Genomic DNA, 21714 nt, shown 5'->3' on the forward strand with positions numbered 1-21714 from the left:
CATCCGCCGGCCGGGCCGGGTGCCACCGGTTCCCGGCGGACCCGATCGCTGTGTGCGACCGACCATCGGAGGTCCAACGTGAGCCGGATGCTCCACCGGGTCTGGTTAATCAGCGGCCATGCGGTTGGCCGGACGGTGAAGGCCGGTCAACGACCTCGCCTGCACCGAAAACTCCTCGTCCGACCGCGACCCGTACCGCAGCGAAGCCCCGAAGTTCATGTACAGCAGCACCTTCGAGAAGAACAGGTGCAGCTCGTCGATCCGGTCCCGTTGCTGGAGCCAGTCGTAGGTGCCGAGCCCGTCTCCGACCGGCGAGGTCTGGTCGGCGGCCTGCCTGACCAGACGCTCGGGCACCTCCTCCACAACGGCGAGCAACTCTGAATCGTCGTCGGTGACGAAGGCCCGCGCCAGCCCCGGCAGCAGCCCGTCGACACGCCTGCTCAGGTGCGGAGAGTCCACCTCCACCAGGAAGGAGTCCAGGAAGTTCTCGGGATCGATCGGCTGGCCGCACAGGATGGCCAGGGTGGTAAGCGGTAGGCGTAGCCTGCGGTGCCACTCCGGCAGCCACTGCTGCCCGTCGCGCGTGGACACCTCGATCGCGACGGACAGTTCGTGGCGGCCCGCCTGCGAGTTACCCTGCGCGAGCCGGTCGCCGGCCCAGTCCATCAGCGTCACCATCCCGCCGTCGGTTCGCGCGAGTCGCGCCGCGATGTGACGCCGGAGGACCGCCGAGCGTTCGGCAAGCATCGCCCTCAGTAGATCCGGGGCCGGGACCTCTCCCTGGTCCGCCGCCAGCGCCGCATAGCGAAGATGGGGATTGCGGTCGGCCAGGTCACGTCTACTGGCCCGTCCCGACTGCACGTAGCGCCAGGCGAGGCGGTCGAGGTCATCGAGAGACTGCGCCGGGCCGGCAAGCTCCCGTCGGGCGAGCCCACGGCCCCACCGCGTGCCGTTGCCGGCGATGAGCAGCGCCGCGAGGGTCATGAACACCAGGACTGCCACGGCGTACACGGCAGGCAGGGACGCCGCCGAACGCACCAGGCTGAGTGTGACACCCGAGCAACCGGCGACGAGCAGTGTCAGGCTAAAGAGCACACCGGCGGCGATCGCCGGAAGACGGACCATCCGCGCGTTCCATTCGCGTTCCGCGGCAGCGGTGAGCTTCTCCAGCTGGTCGAAGTCGCGTTGGGCCCTGTCGGCACGGGCCTGCCGACGTTCGTGCTCGATGCGCTGGCGCTCCACGGCCCACGCCGTCCGTAGGCCTTCCAGCTGCGTGGCGGCCTGCCGCCGGTCCATCTCCCGGGTGAACGTGGCGAGCTGGTCGCGAATCAGCGTGGCGTCGTCGCGTCGGGCCTCCTGGAGAGCCGCGAGCGTGGCCTCGATCCGCTCGACGGTCTCCGCATCGATCGAGCGGCCGGTCTCACCGGCCGGCGACGTCACCTGGCTGACCACCGCCCGCATCCGGTCGGCGAAGCTCTCGTCACGTGCCACCAGGAGTTCGTCGACCGCGTCGGCCAGCAGACGCTCCGCGCCCGACGACACGTAGCCGCACACGACCAGGACCGCCTTCGCGGACGGGGCCAGACGCCTGCTCTCCTTCACAAGCCGGACGCTGGTCAGCGCGGCCGCGACGTCGTCCGAGCCGAACACGGCGTCCATGACCTGGATGAACACCGTCGGCTTCCGGTCGGGGCCGAGCAGCCGGAACTCGACGGGTTTCTCCTGAACCACTGACGTGAGCTCGTACGGCACCGATGACGCGCGGAGCACCTCCTCGACGTCCGCCGCGACGCTCTCCCGGGTGTACTCGGCCACCTCACCGGGCAGGTGGAGGTCATGGGCCATCTCGCCGGTGATGAGCTCCTGCCGCGGGCACGCCTGGTCGAACAGGTACGCGCAGGTCTGGAGGAAGTGGCGGACGTTGCCGCCGCTCGACTGGAGTACCCACCGCACGGCTTCGTCGGTGAAGGGATGGATGGTGCCACCATGGTCGTGCTCTCCGGCCCACGGCGCGAGGTAGACCGCCAGGAGGTCCCGCGCACCCCGGTCCGACAATGCCTCGGACTCGAACACGGCCGGCCCGAAGCGCTGGTGGATGTCCGCCGGCAGCGCGTGCCACGCCTCCGCCGCGCAGCCCATGACGAACATTCCCCGCTCACGCGGCACCGCCTCCGCCACGGATCGGAGCGTTCCCGCGTTCTGTTTGTCGAGCTTGCCGTCCGGCCCGGTGAGAAACGCCTCGGCCTGGTCCAGCACGAGCAGCAACGGCGTGCCGGCCCGCCTCAGCATGACCGCGATGAGCTGCAGGCCGGTGCGGATCTGGCTCCTGGTCTGCAAGGGTGCCGAGACGCCCAGGCGCTCCAGGTCGCGGGGAAAGAGCGTGCCCGCGGTCAACCAGCGGAACGCGGCCTCGGCCAGGTCGCGTCGCGAGAGACCGGTGATGATGCGCTGAAAGTCCGTCTGCCGGTTGCCGAGGCTGTCGAGCTCCTCGATCTGCCGTTGCCGGACCGCGGTCTCCTCGATCTGGTACCGGTCGAAGTACTCCAGAAGAACAGACAGACTGCCCGTCGTCTCGAGCACGCTCGCGTCCGGTTGCTGATCCGGCTCCTCTCCACGCGAGCTCAGGATCTCTCCGGCCACCGAGATGAAGGCACGGTTGCACGCGTCGAGGAAATCAGCCATGTTGAGCTTGCTGGTGAAACGTCGGTACAGCTCCAACGGATCGGGTCCGTCCGCGCGGACGTAGACGACGAGAGGCCACGGCATGTCCGCCCGGCGGAGCTCGGCGAGCTCGTTCAGGACGTACCAGAAGGTATGTGTCTTTCCCGAGCCGTGCTCGCCGAACAGCGCCGCGGCCCGTCCGGACGCCATCTCGTCGGGAAGGCCCGTGACGAATCGGCGACAGACCTGGAGCATCCGCCTGACAGCCGGCCGCACCAGGGTCGGCACCGACCGTGCCGCCAGGTCGGATCCCTCCAGGGTGAACGTGGCCTGGGCCGAGAGCGGGTTGTAGGTGGGATAGGTCATCGCGACACCTCCCGCCACGTGACATCCGCCATCGGCAGGTTGTTTCGGATCGCGTCGCGGGTGAATGCCAGCGCGTCGTCGTCCGGCCAGACCGCGCCCGGGGCCACTTCTCCATGCCTGTAGACCAGCATCTGCGACAATAGGAAGAGAACCCGGGCGATGGGTCTCTGCATGGTCGAGAAGACCTCTTCGAGGCCGTCGAGATCGAAGGGGTTGCGCAGCGGCGAAACGGTCGTCCAGCGCCTGTCGATCAGTACACGGACGTCGGCGCCCGGTAACACGTTCAGCTCCAGCAGGCCGCCGAATCCGCTGTCCGCCAAATGCTGCTTGGCGGCCGCCCGCACCTCGGACGCCGTCGGGTTCACGTCGTCGACCGTGACGACCACGAGACCGGCCGTCTTCGCGAACGCGCGCTTGAGCTCCTCGAGCAAACGACCGGTGGGTGCGCGTTCGATGACGCAGGCGAAGCCCCAGTCCTTCGCCTTGAGATCGGTATCGACGTTGCGTAGCACACGCTCGAGCTTCGGACCGATGGTTCCCTTTCCCGGCAGGCTCTCCAGCGAGTCAATCAGCTTGCTGGTCGAGTCCGCCAGATGGATGCCGCTGCTCTCGATCTCGTTCCTCAGGTATAGAACCAGCTCCGTGAGGAACACCTCGACGTCGCTGTCGGGCATCGGTTCGCACCGGACGACGAGGTTCCTCCGCGTGACAAGTCCGCGCCACAGTTTGACGAGATAATGGGCGACTGTGGTGCGTCCGGTTCCACTGCCGCCCATGACGACCACGCACATAGGCTGCTCCGCCCGGGCACGCTCACGCATCGCCGGTTCGAGAGCGGTGATGCCGTGGCACCCGTCGACCTCGCGGACGAACAGCTTCTCGTCGTCGGGTCGCGCGAAGTCCAATGTCCGGTTCTGGAAGGGGTTCCGCACCAGGTTGTAGTAGGGCAGTTCCATGCGCTGCATCACTCCACGGGGACGACGACGAGCAGATCGGCACTCTCCGGGGTCCACACCCACGGTTGTCTGCAGTTCGGTGGCGCTCCGGGCACATCGGCGGTGTAGTCGAACACGAGGACCGGACGGGTATGGGTCCCGCCGATCGCGGTCGCCGTCGCACCGCTCTGGACGAGGGTGCAACGTCCGGGACCCGCGGCCCCTTCGGGCAGCGTCGCGGTCGGCGGGACAGGGTAGATCCGCACCTTCCGAGCCGTGGTGAACCCGGCGGGCGACGGCGGGGCGAGGGAGGCGGACCTCTTCCGATCGTCCTCGGCCCGCCGCTCGGTCTCGACGGCGCTCCGCGAGATGATCGCTGTGCTCAGCGCCGACAGCACCACGCCGGCGACAGCCGCCGCCCCGAGCGCGGTGATCCACCGCAGCTTCCCGTCGTACCTGTCGCGCACGTGGATGTACGCCGCGCATTCGATGGCGTCGGAGGCCGACTGCTGCAGCGCGGTGAGACGATCCTCGACCGACCGGAGGTCACTGTCCCGTTCGCGCGATCCGTCCGCGGCCCGACGCGCCGTGTCGACGGAAATGGCGGCCGCGTGCAACACATCGTCGAGCGGTCCCATGCCGCCGTGCACGGCCACGGACGGCGGTGCCAGCCGGTCGATCTTCGCGATGAGAACCCCGTCCGGGGACCCACCGCCGTACACGGGAAAGAGCGATCCCAGCTGTCTGTCCGGGTCGCTCATGACCCATTGGCCAATCGCCACGACAACGGCGGTGCAGATCAGCGGCGTGATGGCGAACGCAATCGGTACGTACCAGTGGTCCTGTTTCGACACCAGACTGACGTTCGCGATGGTCAGTCCGGAGAACAGCGTCGCACTCGCCCCGGTGAACGCGGCGATGACCCACTTGAGCTGATCGCGAAGTGTCGTCGCCTTCGCGGCGTACGGCCCGGCCTGGCTCACGGTCCCATCTCACCGGCAACCGCCGGCGCCGGCATCGGTATGTCGGCGAAGTCGGCCGAAACTCGCCGAGAAACAACACGGGGGCGCCGCGCCCCGGCCGATCGTCGGTAGCGCACGAATGATCGTCACGGGGACCCGTACCGACGGCGAAACGTGCGGTGCCGATTGAGCGAGCGATGGTGATCGGACGATCGGTGGACCCGGGACGTGACCGATGGCGTCGATCCCACCAGCCACCCGGACGGTCCACCCGCGTACAGGGCTGGACAGCCCAGTTCCCGTCCGTCAGGGACACCCGCAGCCACGAGCGGGTGATCGCGAGGTACCGGAACTTGAGCGGCGGACGAATGAGACCTCCCACGGAGATCGGCAAGGAGCTGGACGAGCTCGCCAGGTTGCCGGTATGCCGCAATCTCGCCGGCGCCCTCAAGCAGCTTGCGTCCGACCTCCGAGCGGGGCGTCTCGGGCGGTGGGCAGGCGTGGACCTGTTCCGCGTTCTCGACCCCGACGAGGTCGTCGCCGACCGGCGGGGCAGGGTCCGTCGCGGGCTGGACGTGCTCGACCTCGTTCGCACCGTGGCACTGTTCCTCCCGCTCCTGTTCACCTGGGGCGGGATATTTCTCGCCGTTCAGGCGTACCGCGAACTGCTGGACGCGCCGCCGGAGCAGCAGGCGGTGTTCCAGGACGCGTCGTTCCTGCAGATGTGGACCAAGGGGTTCGGTGGACGGACCTGGGTCACCCTGGACGTGGTCGCCCTCCTCGACTTCATCGCGATCACGGCGGTCGTCGTCCTGTTCAGCGTCGGTGGATGGCTGCAACGGCGGGCCGAGCATGGCAGCGACAGCGACCGGCGCACGGTGATGACGCGGCTGCGCGCCATCGCCACCGAGTCGACGCTGGCGATCGGTGAACACACGAGGACCCAGCCGGACCGTGTGACCCAGGAACTCCAGACCCTGGTGCCGGCCCTGCAGAAGACGTTGAAAGGTCTTGTCGCCGCTCAGATGGAGTTCGCGGCATCGATCGAGGCCGCGAAGTCCGGTGCCGCGGTCATGGCGAAGGTCACCGACGGGCTCACCACGTCGGCGGAGGCGGTCTCCGCCAGCGTCGACGGCCTGTCGACCAGCCTCACCTCGATCGGCGCGGCCACCGGGCGGTTCGACGACACGGCCCGCTCGCTGGTCGAGGCCACGACGAGCGTGGCGGGTCAGCTTCCGCTGATCGGCGCCCGACTGCAGGACCAGCTGCAGGCGACGGAGCAGTTCAGTAAGCGCCTCGACAGCCTGCAGGACAGGCACCTCCAGAGCATGAACGGCATCGTGCCAATGTACGAGCGGACGCTGCAGAACCTCCGCGACGCCCAGTCGGACATGACCGGGATCGTCACCCGCGCGAAGCAGAACGTCGGCGAGTTCGTCCGCGCGACCGGCGACCTGGCGGAGGTGGGCAACGCCGTGGCCGGAAGCGCGGACAGCCTCCGGTCCAACGTGGCGTCGTTCGCCACCGCGACGGGTGGGTTCGAAAGCACCGTCACGTCGCTCGTCTCCGGCGCCGAGGACCTCAACAACCGACTTCCGTCGATGAAGCAGGACCTGATCGAGGTCCTCACCTCCGTCCGCGGCGTCGGCTTCAAGCTGGACAACCTGTACGAACGACAGGAGACGATCGCGCAGGAGCTGGGCTTCATCGTGGACGTGCCGCTGGCGGCGGCGCAGGCGGCCAAGCGCACCGCCGAGGTCGCGGCCGCCACCGAGACCGCTCTGCTGCAGGCGTTGACGACGCTGCCCGGTGAGATGGAGAAGCTGCGCGAGGCGACCGTCGCGGCGTTGGACCGGGAGATCGCGGAACGTCGGGAGGCGGCGGCGGCCATCGACAACGCCTCCGACGCGGCCCGGCAGATGGCATCGTCGGCCGCGGCGGTGATGCGCGAGCAGGTCGAGCTGTCGAACCGGCTCACCCGCCGGGTCGAGCAGGAGCTCGAGGCCACCACGGCCCGGCTGGTGCGCTCCACGCAGCAGGCCGCGGTGGCGTTGACGCAGGCGGTCGACCGGCTGCGGGGCATGCCGACGACCGATCCGCCTGCCCGCCGCGGCTGGTTCTCGTCGCTGCTCCGTCCACGCCAGCCGAGCGAGTGACGGCGCATGTCCGCGGAACCTCACGACTCGCCGGGCGCACCCGGTGCGACCCGCCTCCTCGGCGTCATCGGCTGGATCTTCGCCGACATGCTGCTGGTTCTCGTCGTGGTCTTTCTGGCGACCCAGACGGGCGGCGCGGTCACGATCCCGCCGGCCGCGGTCGCCAGCGGTTCTCCCACGCCGACCCCGTCGAGCCCGTCGCCGGAAGCGACACCCGGGGTCGACAGCGACTTCGTCTGCCTGCGGGTCGACACCGACCCGGCGCTGCTGACCGGCGGTCCCTCCGCCGCACGCGACGCCCACCTCGCCGACATCGAACGGCAGGTGCGGGAGCGGGTCTCGCAGCCCGATCTCGCCGGCCGGAGGGCCGGCATCGTGCTGTCGTTCGGGATCGCCGACCTTCCCGACGACGGGACAAAGCGCGCGGCCGCGTTCAACAGGGAGATCCTGCCGCGGCTCCCGGCCGTGTTCCGTCGGGCCGACGGTGGACCGGTGGCGAACCGCCCCTTCTGGGGCGGCCGACCGCGCGGGGACCGGAGATCCGGCGCGATCGAGGTGAACATCTACCCGATCATCGACGCGACGCACGGTCCGCTCGCCCGCCCCGGCGCCGAGACCTGTTGACGACACGCAGCTATCGACCAGTCGATGCAACCAGCCCAGCGAAAGGAAACCCGAGATGTCAGACCTGCCCGGCGGAGCGATCTCCAGCAGACCGCTCCGCTTCTACTGGGTCCTGGACGTGTCCGGTTCGATGGCCGGCGAGAAGATCGGTGAGCTCAACCACGCCATCCGGGAGAGCCTGCCGGCGATGAAGGCGTCGGCCGACGAGAACCCGCACGCTGCGGTCGAGGTCCGTGCGATGACCTTCAGCACGGGCTTCCGGTGGGTGACGAAGACGCCGATTCCGCTGTCGAACTTCAGCTGGACCGACGTTCCGGTCTCCGGGATCACCGACATGGGCGCGGCGATGAAGGCGATGGCGTCGGAGCTGTCCGTCGCGAACATGCCCGAGCGTGGCCTTCCACCGGTCGTCGTGCTGGTGTCGGACGGTCAGCCGACCGACGACTTCGACACCGGGCTCAAGGCGCTGATGGCCGAGCCCTGGGGCAAGCGCGCCGTGCGCATGTCCATCGCGATCGGCAAGGACGCCGACCTCGACACGCTCCGGCGGTTCATCGGCCACCCCGAGATCGAGCCGCTGACGGCGCACAATCCCGGAGACCTGGTCAAGTTCATCAAGTACGTCTCGACCACCGTGCTCAGGTCCGCGTCCGCGCCCGCGAGCCAACCGGTGGGTACGCCGTTCGACGGAACGCCGCCGCCTCCACCGCCACCGCCCGCGCCGGACCCCGACGCCGACACCGTCTGGTGAACCGGCCCCGGGCGTACCAGTGGGGAGCACAGCGTTGAACACGCAGAGAACCGGGTGGTCGTGGCAGACCACCCACGTCTCGGTCGTCGGAGCGTCGCACCTGCGGAACACGGTCGAGTGCCAGGACCACAGCCGCGGCGAGAGCGACGACGCCGGTGCATGGGCGTCTCTCACCGTCGCCGATGGTCACGGATCCGAGGCGCACTTCCGGAGCCGGCGCGGCGCCGGGTTCGCCGTCGACGCCATGACGGAGGTGTTCGCCACCTTCCGCAGCTACCTCGACGAGCTGTCCATCAGCCCGGAGGTCGCCAATGCGAACACGCGGTGGAGCGAGGCGCCCAGGCTCCTCGTCGCGAACTGGCGCGCGCGGGTGCTGAAGGACCTGATCGCCGATCCGCCGCGCGTAAGCGACTCCGGCGACCGGGAACCTCGGATGAAACGGTTCTTCGACCACATCGCCGCGCGCCAGGGCCCCGCCGAGCGCGACCGGGCGCTCCAGCAGTTCCGCGAGTTCGAGTCCTACGCCGACACGGTCCGGTCGAGCGGATCCGATGATCCGCTGGCGTCCGGACCGGGCTCCGCCGACTGGGACGCCGAGCGCCTCGGCGGCTGGCAGCTACGGGCGTACGGCTCGACCGTCCTGGGAGTGCTGATCGGGCCGTCCGCCATCCACTGGCTCCAGCTCGGTGACGGCGCGATGATGAGGATCCTCGGTGGCCAGCCGGGCTACCTGTGCCCACCGCCGTCCGACGCGATCGCGAACGTCACCCCGTCGCTCTGCGACGACAACGCCGCGTACCGCATCAGCGTGGGAACGGAGCCGTTGCTTCCCGGGCACGTTCCGTCCGCGGTCATCCTGACGACCGACGGCGTGCCGAACTCGTTCGAGGACCCGGAAGGCTTCTTCAAGTTCTGCGTCGACATCGCCGACCGGGCGGTAGGCGCCGCGGACCTGTCCGCCGATCTGGCGCGATGGCTTCCGGAGATCTCGAAGCGCGGCAGTGGCGACGACATGTCGGTGTCGATGGCCTGGGCCACCGAGCGGGTGGTCCCACCCGGGCCGGCCGACGACCTCACACCACTCGACGCGTCGGAGGCCGCGCTGGAACGCGAGCCCCGCGCCGCCGGTGCCGGGATCACGGCCTCCGCACGAACGAACGCCGACGACGACCGGGAGCGTGACCCCACATGGTGAAGCCAGGCGACAAGCTCGACAGCACGTTCGGATCGTCCGTGGCGGTCGGGAAGCTGCTGGGCACCGGCGCGCAGGGCGAGGTCTACGAGGGACGCCTCGACGACGGCAGCACGGTAGCCGTCAAGTGGTTCCTGCCCTCCTACCAACGACGCGACCTACGGGACAGCATCACGGCGCTGGTCGTGGAGAAGGCTCCGTCCACACACTTCCTGTGGCCGGACGACGTGGTCACGAAGGGCACGGAGTTCGGCTACGTCATGCGGCTGCGACCGCCGAACTTCGTCAACCTCACCATGGTGCTGGGCCGTAAGGTGAACATCCGGTTCAGCGAGCTGGTCCGGGCCGCCAGCCAGACGGTGTCCGCGTTCAAGGCACTTCAGGCCAAAGGACTGTTCTACTGCGACATCTCCGACGCGAACCTGTTCGTCGACCCGGCCACGGGTGACGTCCTCATCTGCGACAACGACAACGTCGGGTCGTCACGGACCCGGCCGACGGTACTGGGGACCACACGGTTCATGGCGCCCGAGATCGTGCGTGGCGAGAAGCGGCCATCCGCGTTGACCGACAGCTTCTCGATGGCGGTTCTCCTCTTTCTCCTGTTGATGAACGACCATCCGCTGCAGGGCGAGCAGGAGGCACGCATCCACGTCTTCGACGCGGCCGCGATGCGACGGATCTACGGGACGAACCCGGTCTTCATCTTCGACCCGAAGGACACGTCGAACCGTCCGGTGCCCGGTGTGCATCTCAACGCGCCACTGTTCTGGAACCTGTATCCGCAGGTTCTGCGCGACGTTTTCATCCAGGTCTTCACCGACGGGGTCCGGGACTCCGGTCGGCGGCCGTCCTTCGGTGAGTGGCAGTCGGCACTGGCGGCCGTGGAGGACGCGGTGGTCGAGTGCACGTCCTGCCGGCGTCAGAACTTCCTGTGTCCGACGCGGGTCGACGTCATGTGCTGGAGCTGCCGGCGACGACTCGTTCTGCCGCCACGGCTCGTCATCGACGGCAAGCGGCTGATCGTTCTGAACCGCGAGACGCGGCTGTACGCGCGTCACCTGACGCGCAATGGCAATCCCGCCCCCGCCGGACAGGCGCACGCGGAAGTCGCCCGACATCCCACTCAGAACGTGCAGGGGCTGAAGAACCTCGGCCCGGTGCAGTGGTTCGTCCACGTACCGGGCCGGGCGCCCCAGACCGTCGAGCCCGGCCGGTCGGTGAGCCTCATCTCCGGCACCGACATCGACTTCGGCGATGTGACCGGCCGGATCGAGATCTAGCGGTCAGACGTCCCCGTGCCGGCCGAAGCGTTCGATCGCCCCTCCGGGCACTCCGCTGCCCCGGCACGGGGTCCACCGGCAGTGCCAGACCCGGACCGCACCGTCCCAACAGGTCAACCGTTGGCACGTACCGCATTGGACGAAGGAGGCCGCTTCACAGTGCGGGCACCCCGGAAACCCGTCGGCGAGAAGCAACGACGACCGGACGACCGTGTCGCCGTACCTCTCGCGTGTGGCCCTGCGCTGGTTCAGCGCGAAACCCCAAGTGGCATACCAGGCATCGGACCGCTCCTCGACCCGGATGCCGTACAGTCCCGACGGCTCGGATGCCTTCTCGCAGCGGGCAAGCAACACGTCTGCGTTCACCCGGTTCAGGGTACTCGATGAAGAGGCAAAACCACCGCTGTGTCGTATGTGGACGTTCGGTCGGTTTCCGTTGGCTGGTGGACCATTTCGGCGAAATTCTCTGCCACGGCTGTGGCGGCGGGCCGTCGTGCTGGAGCTGTGGTGCGGTCACCGGCGGCGCGGGAACGCGGAAACGGACGGTCCTAGCGGACGGTCGCATCCGCTGCCACCGGTGCTCCCGGAGCGCGGTCGACGTTCAGGCCGACGTCGGTACCGTGGTGCGACTCGTCCGGTCGCTCCTGCACTCCTACGGCATCCGCCTGCCGAACCGGGTCAGGGTGGAGGTCACGTCCCTGTCCCACCTGGCGACGGCGGCGCGTCGGACCGCACACGGGTTGACGATCACCCACTACCGGTCGGGGCACCGGGGAACGGTCGCGGCCATGCTGGTCGCCGAGGGCATGCCGGCCACCCAGTTCGGACAGGTGCTCGCGCACGAGATGGGGCACGCGTGGCTGGTCGGCTGTCCGGGCGGCGACCGTGGTGACGTCGAGGAGGAGGGACTCTGCGAGCTGGTCGCGAGCTGGTGGTTGACCCACCGGGGCGGGCCGCTGGCCCGGCACCTCCTGGACGGGATGTCCACCAACCCCGACCCGGTCTACGGCGAGGGCTTCCGATCGGCGTGGCGTCAGGCGGCGGGCCTGACGCCCTCCCAGATCGTGGCACGTGTCTCGCGGACCGGCTCGTTGACGCACGGCGATGGTTGACCGCCCCGCCCGGTCAGTCGACGTGGTACCCCCACCGGGGCGGCTCGCCGGTGTCCTCCGTCGACCGCGCGGACCGTGCTCCACCCGCCCGCTCCGGTGCCGGCCACGGCGTGCGCCGAGCAGCTTCGGAGCGGGCTCCCAACGCCGCCTGTGCCTCGATCCTGGACAGTTCCTTGTGGCGCCAGGTCTCGGTGTGCTGCTCGTACACCTCGCGTTCCGCGGCCATGCGGCGTTCCACCAGTCCCTGCACCGTCTCCTTCTCGATGTCGGTGCGGACCTGGAGTTCGCGTCGGGCCGCCCGGCGGCGGTGCGCCAGCGCCTCCTTCGTCGCGTCCCGGTGATGGGTCTCGACGTCGGCGAGGATCTGTTCGTAGAGCGTCGGACGGCCCAGACTCGTGAGAAACGTGACCAGTACCGGCAGGACCTCGATGGTCGTGATGAAGAGCAACAGGAGCAGGTAGGCCGTCCGCAGGGTCGGCGCGCGACTGGTGAGGTTGGACAGCGCGCCGAGGCGGGCCAGCAGTCCGTCGCTGTTGGCCAGGTCGGCGGCGTACTGGTCCTGCTCCGCCCGCTTCAGCCTGTTCAGCCGCTCCAGCGCAGCACGCCTGTCGGGAAGCTCCGCCTGGGCCGTGGCCCGGCTCGCCGCCGCGCTCGCACCCAGCCGGTTGGATGCCTGTGCCCGAGCCACGTCCAGCTGGGCACGCAGCTCGTCGAGACGCGCTCGCAGTTCGTCGGCGGCCGCCTGCTTCTGGCGGTAGGACGGACCGGCGCCTCTGCTCCCCGATCCGCAGCTACCGTCCAGCTCGCAGGCGGCATCCGCCTGTGCCCGTTGGTACTGCTTGTCGACCTCGGTGTACTCGGCGGCCAGCCGCCGCACGGTCGGGTCGGTCTCCAGATCCGGCGCGGCGGACCCGTCTGCGACCGCCTCCAGACGTGCGATCTCCGCCTGGAGACCGGGGATCGCCGAGAACCGGGGGTCATTCGCGAGCGCCTTCTCGTACCGGATGCTCTCCGCCTGCCGCAGCCGGTTCAGTTCGGCCTCGATCTCGGCGTTGAACACCGACAGGACCAGCGGCGTGGACACGACGGCGCCGATGATCAGCGCGAGCAGCACCCGTGGGAGCACCGTGGTCAGGTTCTGGTACCACCGCTCGCGTCGCCGCGTCGCGACGATCAGCCAGCGGTCCAGGTTCATGATCGCCAGACCCCACAACGCGGCGATCGGCACAATGACCACCCACGAGGCGTGCAACGCCATCCGGAGGGCGAAGATCGCGGACAGGGCCGCCATCCCCGCTGTCGTCAGGACGACGCCGCCGACGGCGGCGAACCGACGCGTCTCGCTCGGACACCGGGCGAGCGTCACCGGGTCGACCCCGGACAGCCAGATCATCACACCCGTCGGCCGCGGGGACACGTCGGGAACGCTGGTCCCGGTGACCTGGGTCAGTTCGGGTGCGGTGGTCATGGATGCCTCCGGACTTCGCATCGACCACCACACGAAGTGCTGGTGAGAGTCGGGAACGGGCGTCAACTCACGTACGGTAACGAGCGCCCTCACGACATGTCGCGGGACGATCGAACAGCTCGTGATGTCCTTTTGGACACCGTCCGACATACAACAGTCATCCGATCCGTCGCGGGGGCCGATTGTCGCGGTCGATCCCTTCAGCGTCGAATGTTCGACACAGTGCCGTGTCGTGTCCGTCAGTTCCTACTGTCCGGTCCGACCGTCCGGTCGCGCGTCTGGAAGGTGAAACAACGGTGAAGGCGGCATCGAGGTGGGCTGCGTGGCGGGCGCGCGGCACCGTTGCCGTCCGGCTGCTCGTCGCGGTGTCACCGATGCTGTCCACGCTGGTCCTTCCGGTCGGTCCGGCGGCGGCCGGGCCGGCGGTTCCCGTCGCGCCACGGACCCCGCAGGCGCCATCGGCACCGCGTGGACCCGATACGCCCGACGACATCGAGGAGGTCTACCGCAGGCTGGGCGTCGACGACGTCGGTGCGGCCTACGTCGTCCTCGTCGACGTGTCCGGGTCCATGCGGAACAACGGCCTGTACGAACGGATGCGGCGCAGCCTCGTGGAGTTCTTCGCCGCCATGGCACCCAACGACAGGGTCAGCCTCGTCGCGGTCGGCAGCGACGCCACGATGCTGTGGAACGGGCCGGTCGGTCGGTCCCCGGAGGCCATCCAGGCACGGCTGCCGGCCGAGCCGACGGACGCGCACACCGATCTCGGCGCCGGCATCGCGGCCGCCGTGCAGGTGCTCGAGCAGCGTCCGCCGGGCCAGGTCGCCGGCGTGATCCTGCTGACCGACGGCGGCCACGACCCACCGCCCGGCAGCCCGTTCCCGTTCGGGGCCGGATACGCCTGGCAGGAACTGGCGGAACGGGCCGGGAAGCTGCCGCGTCCGCTCGTCTCGTTCGCGGTGCAGCTGTACGGCTACAACGGCGCCGCCCAACTCACCACCGTCTTCCGTGACACCACCGTCGTGGACACCACCCAGATCGACGACCTGACCCGCACGCTCCGGCGCCCGAAGGAGGCCATGCGCGCCGCCGCGGCCCGGCACCGGCTCGCCAGGGAGCTCGACTCCGGGCTGAGGGTCGAGTGGCCGTCACGCCGCGTTCTGGGGGACGGCAACAACTCTCTCACCGTGAGGCTGCGTTCCGTCGGTCCGGTGCCGTTCCGGGTGTACGGGCTCGCCGCGAAACCCGGCGCGGACCACCTCCGGGTGGTGATTCCTCCCGGCCACATCGACGTCCGCCCCGGTGAGTCCGTCCAGGTTCCGATCACGGTCGAGTGGGACGCGGGGCCACGGTCGTGGCACCCGTGGCAGCGGGTGCGGGCCGACCTTCCGCTGAAGGTGGCACCCGTCGTCGGGTCGCCGTGGACCTCGCTACTGACCCGGGGCGGCTTCGACGACCCGGTGCTCGCCAGGCCGACCGAGGTGGTGAGCCCGGCCGAGGCCCAGCTGGGCCTTCCGTGGCTGTGGTTGCTCGGTGCCGTCCTCGCCATCGCGATCGTCGCGCTGTCGGTCCTGCCGGCCGGGCCCAGTCCCGGAGGTGCCCTCGTCGCCATACCGAGCAACGGCGCTATGCCCGGCGGTTCGGTTCCGCTGCAGCGGTACCGGAGCACGTTCAGCGGTCCTGAGCTGGGACTGGCCGACGCGGTGACGGTGACCGGACCGCGGCGGCTGCGCGGAGCAGCCGACCGCCTGTCGATCTCCTACGGCGGGCCGACGGCGCGGTGCACGGGACGGTGTTCGGCCAACGGCGCGGTCGACCTCGACGACGTCAGATTCGAGTGGCACCGATGAGCCTGACGCTGGCCGACCGCATCCGTATCGTCGACGGGCTGCTCGCCGTTCCCGACATGACGACGCCGGGCGTCCGCGACGCCATGTACTCGCTGCTGCCCGACGTGCTCGCTCAGCACCAGGCGCGCCACGCGACGGCACGTATGGAGGCCGACGCGCTGGTGACGGTCTGCGAGAACCACTCCGGGTCGCGTCCGTGGGTCGCAGTGCTCGCGGCGCTGTCCGTTCTGCGGCCCCGGGATCCGGCCGTCTCCGCACTCGCGAACGTCCTGTCCGGCCTCGGTCTGGTCGCTCCGGACGACAAGTGGGAGGTGCGGGCATGAGTGCCGACGAGCGTCCGCGGTCGCTGTCCCTGCGCCAGCGCAAACGGCTGGTCGACGCGTTGATCAGCATCACCGAGTTGCGGGACGAGACCGTCTATCTGCGTTTCGTCCAGCTGGTCGGTGCCGAGCTCGACGCGACGTTGTCGTCCCCGCCGACCGACGGCGGAGCACGGTACAGGCTGGACAGCCTCATCGTCGACTGCTACCGCCTGGCACCGGCCGACGTGCCGGTCGTCGATGTCCTCCTCCTGGTCGCCGAGCACCTGTTCGGCGCGACCCACGTCGGAGTCGTCCAGCTGCGGGAGGCCAACGGCGACCTGACGCAGACGCGGGACCAGAGCGTCCGCGCGTCGCTGGACGATGTCCTGGAACCGGAGGAACGGACGGCGCTGCGCCGCATCCTGTCCACGGTGAAGAAGTCGCTCGGCCCCGCCGACGTCGCGAGCGTTCTCGACGTCGCCTTCGCCTCCGTCGTACCGGTAACGGTCGCGCAGACGCACGACCTGCCGACGCTGACCCGTCGGCTGGAAGCAATGCCGTTCTCCCACGGTGCGCCACCGCTGCTCGTGTTCCTCGCGCACCTCACGCGGTACCTCGAGGACCCGGACCCGTTGCGGGAATGGCTCGTCGACGTGGCCGACCGGCTCGAGGTCGACCCGTCGCTGCTGGACCCGCCGTCGTCGTCGCAACCGCGGGACCGCGCCTACCTGATGGTGCGAGCGGACGAGGACGACTGCCGACCCGGCCGGTACCGGCTGGCGGCGTGGTGGCGCTGGGACGGCGGCGGCGTGACCCCGAAGCACGAGCTCGACAAGCTGTGCAGCGGGAAGGAGCTGCGGCTGGTCGGTCGGTCGCTCCTCGAACAGGCGGCGCCGATGCTCACCGACCCGCGCGGCGTCAAGCTGTCGGTCGAGTTCCTCCTGCCGTGGTCCCTGCTGGACCATCCCGTCGAGGGTTGGACGGTCGGCGCGCCCACCGGCAGCCCCGTCGGCTGGCTGCACCCGGTGGTCGTCCGGTCGTCCGACCGTCTCAGCGACCTGGAGACCCTGGCCCGGCCGAGCTGGCACCAGCGGTGGGCCATCGCCACAGGTGGTGGCACGAGCCGGCCGGCCGCGAACTGGATCGTGCGTGGGCAGCCGGCCGACGGATCCGCCGACCCCGAGGTCATCGTCGAGCCCGCGGACTGGCGGCAGCTGCTGGCCCAGCTGCTGCGGAGGAAGACCCTGGCCTGCGTCGGCCTGATGTACCCCTACGAGGCGCACCTGCCGGCCAGCGTGTCCGCGCTCCAGGCGACCGTCAAGGCGGGAATTCCGGTGGTGCTGTGGAGCCGCAACGGGCGGTACGTCGACACGTTGCGCGCGCTCGTGCGGACCGCGTGCGCGGACGGCAGGCTCACCGACCTTCCCGCCGCCGTTCACGATCTGCGGCTGGAGGCGGCCGAGGACGAGCCCGACGACAACCCGGTGGCGCTGTTGTGGGACGACCCCGACCGTCTGCCGGAGCATCCGTCTCCGTTGACAGCGCCCCAGAGCAGGAGAGGACCCGGCGGATGAGCCAGCAGTCGGCCACGGCATGGTGGGTGTACCGCGGTGACGGACGGCCGCACGACGGCATCGACCGGCTTCCGGCGGCCCCGCCATGGCGACGCTTCGTCGGCCGGGACGGAGCCGACGGCGCCACCGAACGGCACATCGGCACCCACTCCGAGGCGGCCACAACGCCCGACCGGGACACGATCGACCTCGTCAACGCGGCCATCTATCTACGCCGGCCGCTACTGGTGTCGGGCCAGCCGGGAACCGGGAAGTCGACGCTCGCCTACAGCATCGCCCACGAGCTCGGCCTCGGTCCGGTGCTCCACTGGCCCATCACCAGCCGGTCGACGCTCACCGACGGGCTCTACCACTACGACGCGATCGGTCGGCTCCAGCAGGTGAACACCAAGGGGGCGGAGCCGGGGATCGGGCGGTTCCTCAAGCTCGGGCCGCTCGGTACCGCGCTGCTCGCCCGGGAGCGGCCGCGCGTCCTGCTCATCGATGAGATCGACAAGAGCGACGTCGACCTGCCCAACGACCTCCTCAACGTCTTCGAGGAAGGCACCTTCACGATCCCCGAGCTGGAACGGGTCGACGACGAGACGAACGTCGAGGTGTTCACCGCCGACCCGGCGGGCCGCGCGACCGTGGAGGACGGACGGGTCCGCTGCAACGCGTTCCCGATCGTGGTGATGACGAGCAACAACGAGCGGGACTTCCCGCCGGCCTTCGTCCGTCGGTGTCTGCGGCTGCACCTGGAACCTCCGGACCGTGACCGGCTCGCCGCCATCGTCGCGGCGCATCTCGGCCGCATCGACGACACCGTCCTCGCACGAATCGACGCGTTCCTCAGGCTCCAGCTCGACGGCCGGGAACGCGCGATCGACCAGCTCTTGAACCAGGTGTTCCTGGCCGCGTCCGGCGTCACGAACGGCGGTGACCTGAACGCCGCGTTCCTCGCCAAGCTCGTGACCCCGCTCGACGGCGACGCGGAATGACCGGGCACCGGGCAGCGTCGATCGCCGCTCTTCCCATGGTCGACCGGTTCGCCGCCGACGACCTGGCCGATGTGCTGTGGCTGCTCGGACACACCGATCTCCCGGGTCCGGTCGCGGCCGGGCCCGGTTCCGGGTCCGCCACGACGGCGCTCGACGACCGGGCACGGTCGGACCCACCGGCGCTGCCGACGCCGCGACGGCCGGTGGAGGCCGGAGCCGAAGCGGCGGCCGACACCACCACCGACGTGCATCTGGTGCGGACCGGCGACGACCCGCGACCGTCGGCCGCGACGGAGCTTCCGCACGCCCGTCACCGTGAGATCCCCGAGCGCCTGGCGGTCCAACGGGCGCTCCGACCCCTGAAGCGCCTCGTCGACGACCGCCGCCGGACGCTGCTCGACGAGACGGCGACGGCCCATCGCAGCGCCCAGGCGATGACCGTCACCCCGGTCATGCGCCCGGCCCGGGAACGGTGGCTCGACGTGGCGCTGGTCGTCGACACCGGTGCGTCGATGGCGCTGTGGCAACGGCTCGCAGTCGAGCTGCGCGACCTGCTCGAGCGCCACGGCGCCTTCCGGGACGTCCGTGGGTACTGGCTCGACAGCGGGACCGGTCGCCTGCATTCCCACCGCCGCCGCGGTACCACGCCCGGTGCCGGTGGCCGACCACCCCGCGCGCTGGCCGACCCGACGGGACGACGACACGTGCTCGTCCTCACCGACGGGGTCGGCGAGGGCTGGACCGACGGAACGATGGACGCCGCCCTCGACGGCTGGGCACGCGCCGGTCCGGTGGCCATCCTCCACGCGTTGCCCCCGCGGCTGTGGCGACGTGCGAACATCGCCACCGAGCCGGTGTGGTGGCACGCCGTGCCGTCCCGGGCCGGCCGGACCGCGAGCAGGCCACGCCATCCCGCCTCCGGCGGAGGCGGCGCGCCCGGACGCCGGAGCATCCCCGTCCTGGGGGTCGACCCGACCTGGATCGGCGGATGGGCGGGCGTGCTGGCCGGCACCCGGGCCGGAGCCGTACCTGGTGTCGCGCTCCACCGCCCCATCGTGCCGCCGGCAGGCGCCGGCCCGGACCGGACGACCCACGGTCGCGACGATGCGGTGCGGACGGTGACGGCGTTCCGGACCGGCGCCTCCACCACGGCGGTCGCACTGGCCGGCCTGCTGACCGCCGCGCCCCTGTCGCTGCCCGTCATGCGGCTGGTCCAGCAGACCCTGCTGCCTCGGGCCGGCACCGAGCACCTGGCCGAGGTGTTCCTGTCCGGGCTGCTCGTCCGCGACGGCGTCCACCACACCGGCGAGGATCCCGACTCGGTCGTGTACGACTTCGTGCCGCACGTACGCGACCTGCTCCGCAACAGCGTCACCCGGCAGCACATCTTCGACGTCCTGACGGTTCTGCGGAACGCGTCGAGCGAGCTCAGCGCCCCGTTCGGCGGGTGCCTCGACTACCGGCTGCTGGTACCGGACTCTGAGGGCCGGCTGGCCCTGCCACCGGAAAGCCAGCCGTTCGCGGAGGTGGCCGTCGCGAACCTGCGCAGCCTCGGCGGGGAGTTCGCGCGGCTCGCCGACCGCGTCGCCGACCAGTTGGCACGGCTCGCGGCCGGGGACCCGGCCGACCCGCCGGCCAGCGGGGCCGCGGACGGGGTGGCCGGTCGGCATCCCGGTCCGCGGGCCGCGGACCCACTGGCACCGGCGCGGTCGACGTCGGTCGTCGCGCGACCGGGCCCCCGGACCGGCCCGTCGTTCCCTGGTTGGCTGCGGAGGTTGCTGCCGGGCAGAGGTGAGGAGTCCGGCCCCGCACTCCGCTTCGGCGGTGTGTGTCCCCTCTGCGGTGCGGCGCTGCGAACCACGCCGGACCGGGATCCCCGTACTGGACGGTTCGTCGAACCGCCCTCCCTCCGGCTCGAGATCGGCTCGCCGGACACACACGGCGAACGCCCGTGGCGGGTCTCGGTCGTCGGGGTCAACTTCCCACCCGCGATGTCGACGGCTCCCGGCTTCGTCGAGCCCGAGATCGAGCAGACCTACGTTCTCTGCGGCGACGGACACTTCTTCCCCGATCCGGAGGAGAGCCGGGTGCACGGGGAGTGGAGGATGGTCGCCGTCGTCGGTGCGCCCGCGAGCGGGAAGACGGCCGTCCTCTCCGCGACGCTGAACCAACGCCTCGACGACCACCGCTCCGGCGGCGCCGACTGGAACGGCGTGCGGCGGCGGTGGCCGGCCCCGCTGGAGGCCGAGGTCCCCCTGTCGGTGCCCACCGACGATCCGCGGTCACGTGACACGCGGGCCACGGTCACCCCGAGGGCCGCGCTCGCCGGACACGTGCCCGACGCGGTCGAGGCCATCACCGACATCCTGGCCCGTACCGTCGCCGGCGGCACCGGCCGGCGACGGTCCTGGGGACGGCGGATTCCGCAGCCGGTCCCGGTCCGGAGCATCGACCGGGGTCGGCCGTCGTGGACCGGGCTGGCGGAGGTACCGGCGGCCCGCCTGACGCGCGTCATCGACCGTTCGCCCGACGCCTACGACACGACGCTGTGGGTGGTCGACCCGACGCTGGACACCGGCGACACGTGGGAGACCGGTCACGACCTGTCGGCTGTCAACCGCGACCTGACGCGCGCGAACCGCGCGTTCACCCAGATCAGTCTCGGGCACCGGTTGGCCGCCGCCACCCCGCGGAACGACGCGGCGCCCCGGCCGTCGCTGCTGGTCGTCGTCGCCAAGTGCGACCTGGTGTTCGCCGCCCTGACCGCCGGCCGGCCGGGTCCCGGCCGAGACCGCGCGGCCGTGGTCCGCGGAACCGCCACGCACCTGACGAGGCTCGCGGCCGACATGCACGCGGGCCGCCACGTTGACGCCGCGACCGCCACGCTCCTGCACGCCCTGGGCGGCCCGTCGGCCGGCACCGACGTGGTGCGGCAGCACGCCAACCGCGTGGCGGAGGCCCTCGTCACCCACTACTCCTCGCCGACGGCGTTCTGGAACCTGGTGCACCACGGCGAACGCGACCACATCGGGGTCGCTCCCGGGCCGGGCCGGAGCGCCCGGCCGCTCGATGTCACGGTGCCGTCCCTCGACGAGCACCTGCACCACACGGCCCTGCCCGGATCCGCCGGCCGGCTGCTCTGCCGCGACGCCGTCATGTCCGCGGTCGCCTGCGGGCTCGCCTACGGAGCCGGGCTCGCCGAGCCCCTGTCGGCGGCACACGGCGAGGGGTACTGGGACCTCAGGTTCTCCCTCTGCTCGGCCCGCGCGGCCGCCTGGGGGGCCAACGGATCGTTCGGCCGCTCCGCGGGTCTCGCACAGCTCTTCTCGACGCTGTTCTCCGACAGGCCCGGGCCCGCGTAGGTCCACCCGGCGCGCGTCGGGTGGTCACAATGGGTCCCGATGTCGTTCCGGCCGCGGGTCCTCCCGGTCGACCACCGGTGGTGGATGGACGGGTGGGGATAGCATGTCGACGCTTGCGTCACGAGGGGTCTGTCGG

15 protein-coding genes are annotated in these 21714 nt (G+C 70.5%); 11 read left to right on the forward strand and 4 right to left on the reverse strand.

The window, feature by feature from the left end:
* Window positions 1–105: 105 nt before the first annotated feature.
* The 3 genes from Voc01_RS47100 to Voc01_RS47110 are packed head-to-tail and all read right to left on the reverse strand — an operon-like array spanning window position 106 to window position 4945.
* Window positions 106–3027 (reverse strand): hypothetical protein, encoded by a 2922-nt coding sequence (locus Voc01_RS47100; RefSeq protein WP_203934318.1) that lies wholly within the window; start codon window positions 3025–3027, stop codon window positions 106–108.
* Complete coding sequence (locus tag Voc01_RS47105; protein WP_203934319.1) at window positions 3024–3983, reverse strand: hypothetical protein; 960 nt, start codon at window positions 3981–3983, stop codon at window positions 3024–3026. The genes Voc01_RS47100 and Voc01_RS47105 overlap by 4 nt, the downstream gene beginning before the upstream one ends.
* 8 nt (window positions 3984–3991) lie before the next feature.
* Window positions 3992–4945: a hypothetical protein gene (locus Voc01_RS47110; RefSeq protein ID WP_203934320.1), complete on the reverse strand. Its 954-nt coding sequence runs from the start codon at window positions 4943–4945 to the stop codon at window positions 3992–3994.
* Window positions 4946–5424: 479 nt separating this feature from the next.
* Here Voc01_RS47110 and Voc01_RS47115 point away from each other — a divergent pair, with 479 nt between their 5' ends.
* The 6 genes from Voc01_RS47115 to Voc01_RS47140 all read left to right on the forward strand — a co-directional run bounded on the left by Voc01_RS47115 (window position 5425) and on the right by Voc01_RS47140 (window position 12042).
* Entirely contained in the window at window positions 5425–7080 is a 1656-nt protein-coding gene (locus tag Voc01_RS47115) for a hypothetical protein (RefSeq protein ID WP_203934321.1), read from the forward strand.
* Window positions 7081–7086: 6 nt separating this feature from the next.
* Window positions 7087–7704, forward strand: a complete 618-nt coding sequence (locus Voc01_RS47120) for a hypothetical protein (RefSeq protein WP_203934322.1) — start codon at window positions 7087–7089, stop codon at window positions 7702–7704.
* 55 nt (window positions 7705–7759) lie between these two features.
* On the forward strand, window positions 7760–8455 hold the full coding sequence (locus tag Voc01_RS47125; protein ID WP_203934323.1) for a vWA domain-containing protein: 696 nt from the start codon (window positions 7760–7762) through the stop codon (window positions 8453–8455).
* A 34-nt stretch (window positions 8456–8489) separates the two neighbouring features.
* Window positions 8490–9650 carry a protein phosphatase 2C domain-containing protein gene (locus Voc01_RS47130; protein WP_203934324.1) on the forward strand — a complete coding sequence of 387 codons (1161 nt, stop codon included), beginning with the start codon at window positions 8490–8492 and terminating at the stop codon, window positions 9648–9650.
* A complete protein-coding gene (locus tag Voc01_RS47135) occupies window positions 9644–10930 on the forward strand; it encodes a serine/threonine protein kinase (protein WP_203934325.1) in 1287 nt (428 codons plus the stop codon). The genes Voc01_RS47130 and Voc01_RS47135 overlap by 7 nt, the downstream gene beginning before the upstream one ends.
* A 620-nt stretch (window positions 10931–11550) precedes the next feature.
* The gene (locus Voc01_RS47140; RefSeq protein ID WP_203934326.1) at window positions 11551–12042 is read left to right on the forward strand and encodes a protein DA1; all 492 of its coding nucleotides are present in this window, start codon (window positions 11551–11553) and stop codon (window positions 12040–12042) included.
* Between the two features lie 13 nt (window positions 12043–12055).
* Here the strand turns inward: Voc01_RS47140 and Voc01_RS47145 are convergent, their stop codons facing one another.
* Window positions 12056–13510, reverse strand: a complete 1455-nt coding sequence (locus Voc01_RS47145) for a DUF4407 domain-containing protein (protein ID WP_203934327.1) — start codon at window positions 13508–13510, stop codon at window positions 12056–12058.
* 296 nt (window positions 13511–13806) lie between these two features.
* On the opposite strand from Voc01_RS47145, the gene Voc01_RS47150 reads away from it, so the two are divergent.
* From Voc01_RS47150 to Voc01_RS47170, 5 genes are read left to right on the forward strand one after another with little or no spacing between them, the layout of a single operon-like run.
* Window positions 13807–15360, forward strand: a complete 1554-nt coding sequence (locus tag Voc01_RS47150) for a vWA domain-containing protein (protein WP_203934328.1) — start codon at window positions 13807–13809, stop codon at window positions 15358–15360.
* Window positions 15357–15683 (forward strand): effector-associated domain 2-containing protein, encoded by a 327-nt coding sequence (locus Voc01_RS47155; RefSeq protein WP_203934329.1) that lies wholly within the window; start codon window positions 15357–15359, stop codon window positions 15681–15683. The genes Voc01_RS47150 and Voc01_RS47155 overlap by 4 nt, the downstream gene beginning before the upstream one ends.
* Entirely contained in the window at window positions 15680–17236 is a 1557-nt protein-coding gene (locus Voc01_RS47160; RefSeq protein WP_203934330.1) for a VMAP-C domain-containing protein, read from the forward strand. The genes Voc01_RS47155 and Voc01_RS47160 overlap by 4 nt, the downstream gene beginning before the upstream one ends.
* On the forward strand, window positions 17233–18216 hold the full coding sequence (locus Voc01_RS47165) for an AAA family ATPase (RefSeq protein ID WP_203934331.1): 984 nt from the start codon (window positions 17233–17235) through the stop codon (window positions 18214–18216). The genes Voc01_RS47160 and Voc01_RS47165 overlap by 4 nt, the downstream gene beginning before the upstream one ends.
* A complete protein-coding gene (locus Voc01_RS47170) occupies window positions 18213–21578 on the forward strand; it encodes an SAV_2336 N-terminal domain-related protein (protein ID WP_203934332.1) in 3366 nt (1121 codons plus the stop codon). Before Voc01_RS47165 ends, Voc01_RS47170 begins: the two co-directional genes overlap by 4 nt.
* The last annotated feature ends 136 nt before the right edge of the window (window positions 21579–21714 follow it).

The organism is Virgisporangium ochraceum, assembly GCF_016863655.1.
Classification (GTDB): domain Bacteria; phylum Actinomycetota; class Actinomycetes; order Mycobacteriales; family Micromonosporaceae; genus Virgisporangium; species Virgisporangium ochraceum.

Bases quoted from the DNA above. Each gene is read 5' to 3' on its own strand.
- Voc01_RS47100 (WP_203934318.1), bottom strand. From the start codon at position 3,027: ATGACCTATCCCACCTACAACCCGCTCTCGGCCCAGGCCACGTTCACC.
- Voc01_RS47105 (WP_203934319.1), bottom strand. From the start codon at position 3,983: ATGGAACTGCCCTACTACAACCTGGTGCGGAACCCCTTCCAGAACCGG.
- Voc01_RS47120 (WP_203934322.1), top strand. From the start codon at position 7,087: ATGTCCGCGGAACCTCACGACTCGCCGGGCGCACCCGGTGCGACCCGC.
- Voc01_RS47125 (WP_203934323.1), top strand. From the start codon at position 7,760: ATGTCAGACCTGCCCGGCGGAGCGATCTCCAGCAGACCGCTCCGCTTC.
- Voc01_RS47135 (WP_203934325.1), top strand. From the start codon at position 9,644: ATGGTGAAGCCAGGCGACAAGCTCGACAGCACGTTCGGATCGTCCGTG.
- Voc01_RS47145 (WP_203934327.1), bottom strand. From the start codon at position 13,510: ATGACCACCGCACCCGAACTGACCCAGGTCACCGGGACCAGCGTTCCC.
- Voc01_RS47155 (WP_203934329.1), top strand. From the start codon at position 15,357: ATGAGCCTGACGCTGGCCGACCGCATCCGTATCGTCGACGGGCTGCTC.
- Voc01_RS47160 (WP_203934330.1), top strand. From the start codon at position 15,680: ATGAGTGCCGACGAGCGTCCGCGGTCGCTGTCCCTGCGCCAGCGCAAA.
- Voc01_RS47165 (WP_203934331.1), top strand. From the start codon at position 17,233: ATGAGCCAGCAGTCGGCCACGGCATGGTGGGTGTACCGCGGTGACGGA.
- Voc01_RS47170 (WP_203934332.1), top strand. From the start codon at position 18,213: ATGACCGGGCACCGGGCAGCGTCGATCGCCGCTCTTCCCATGGTCGAC.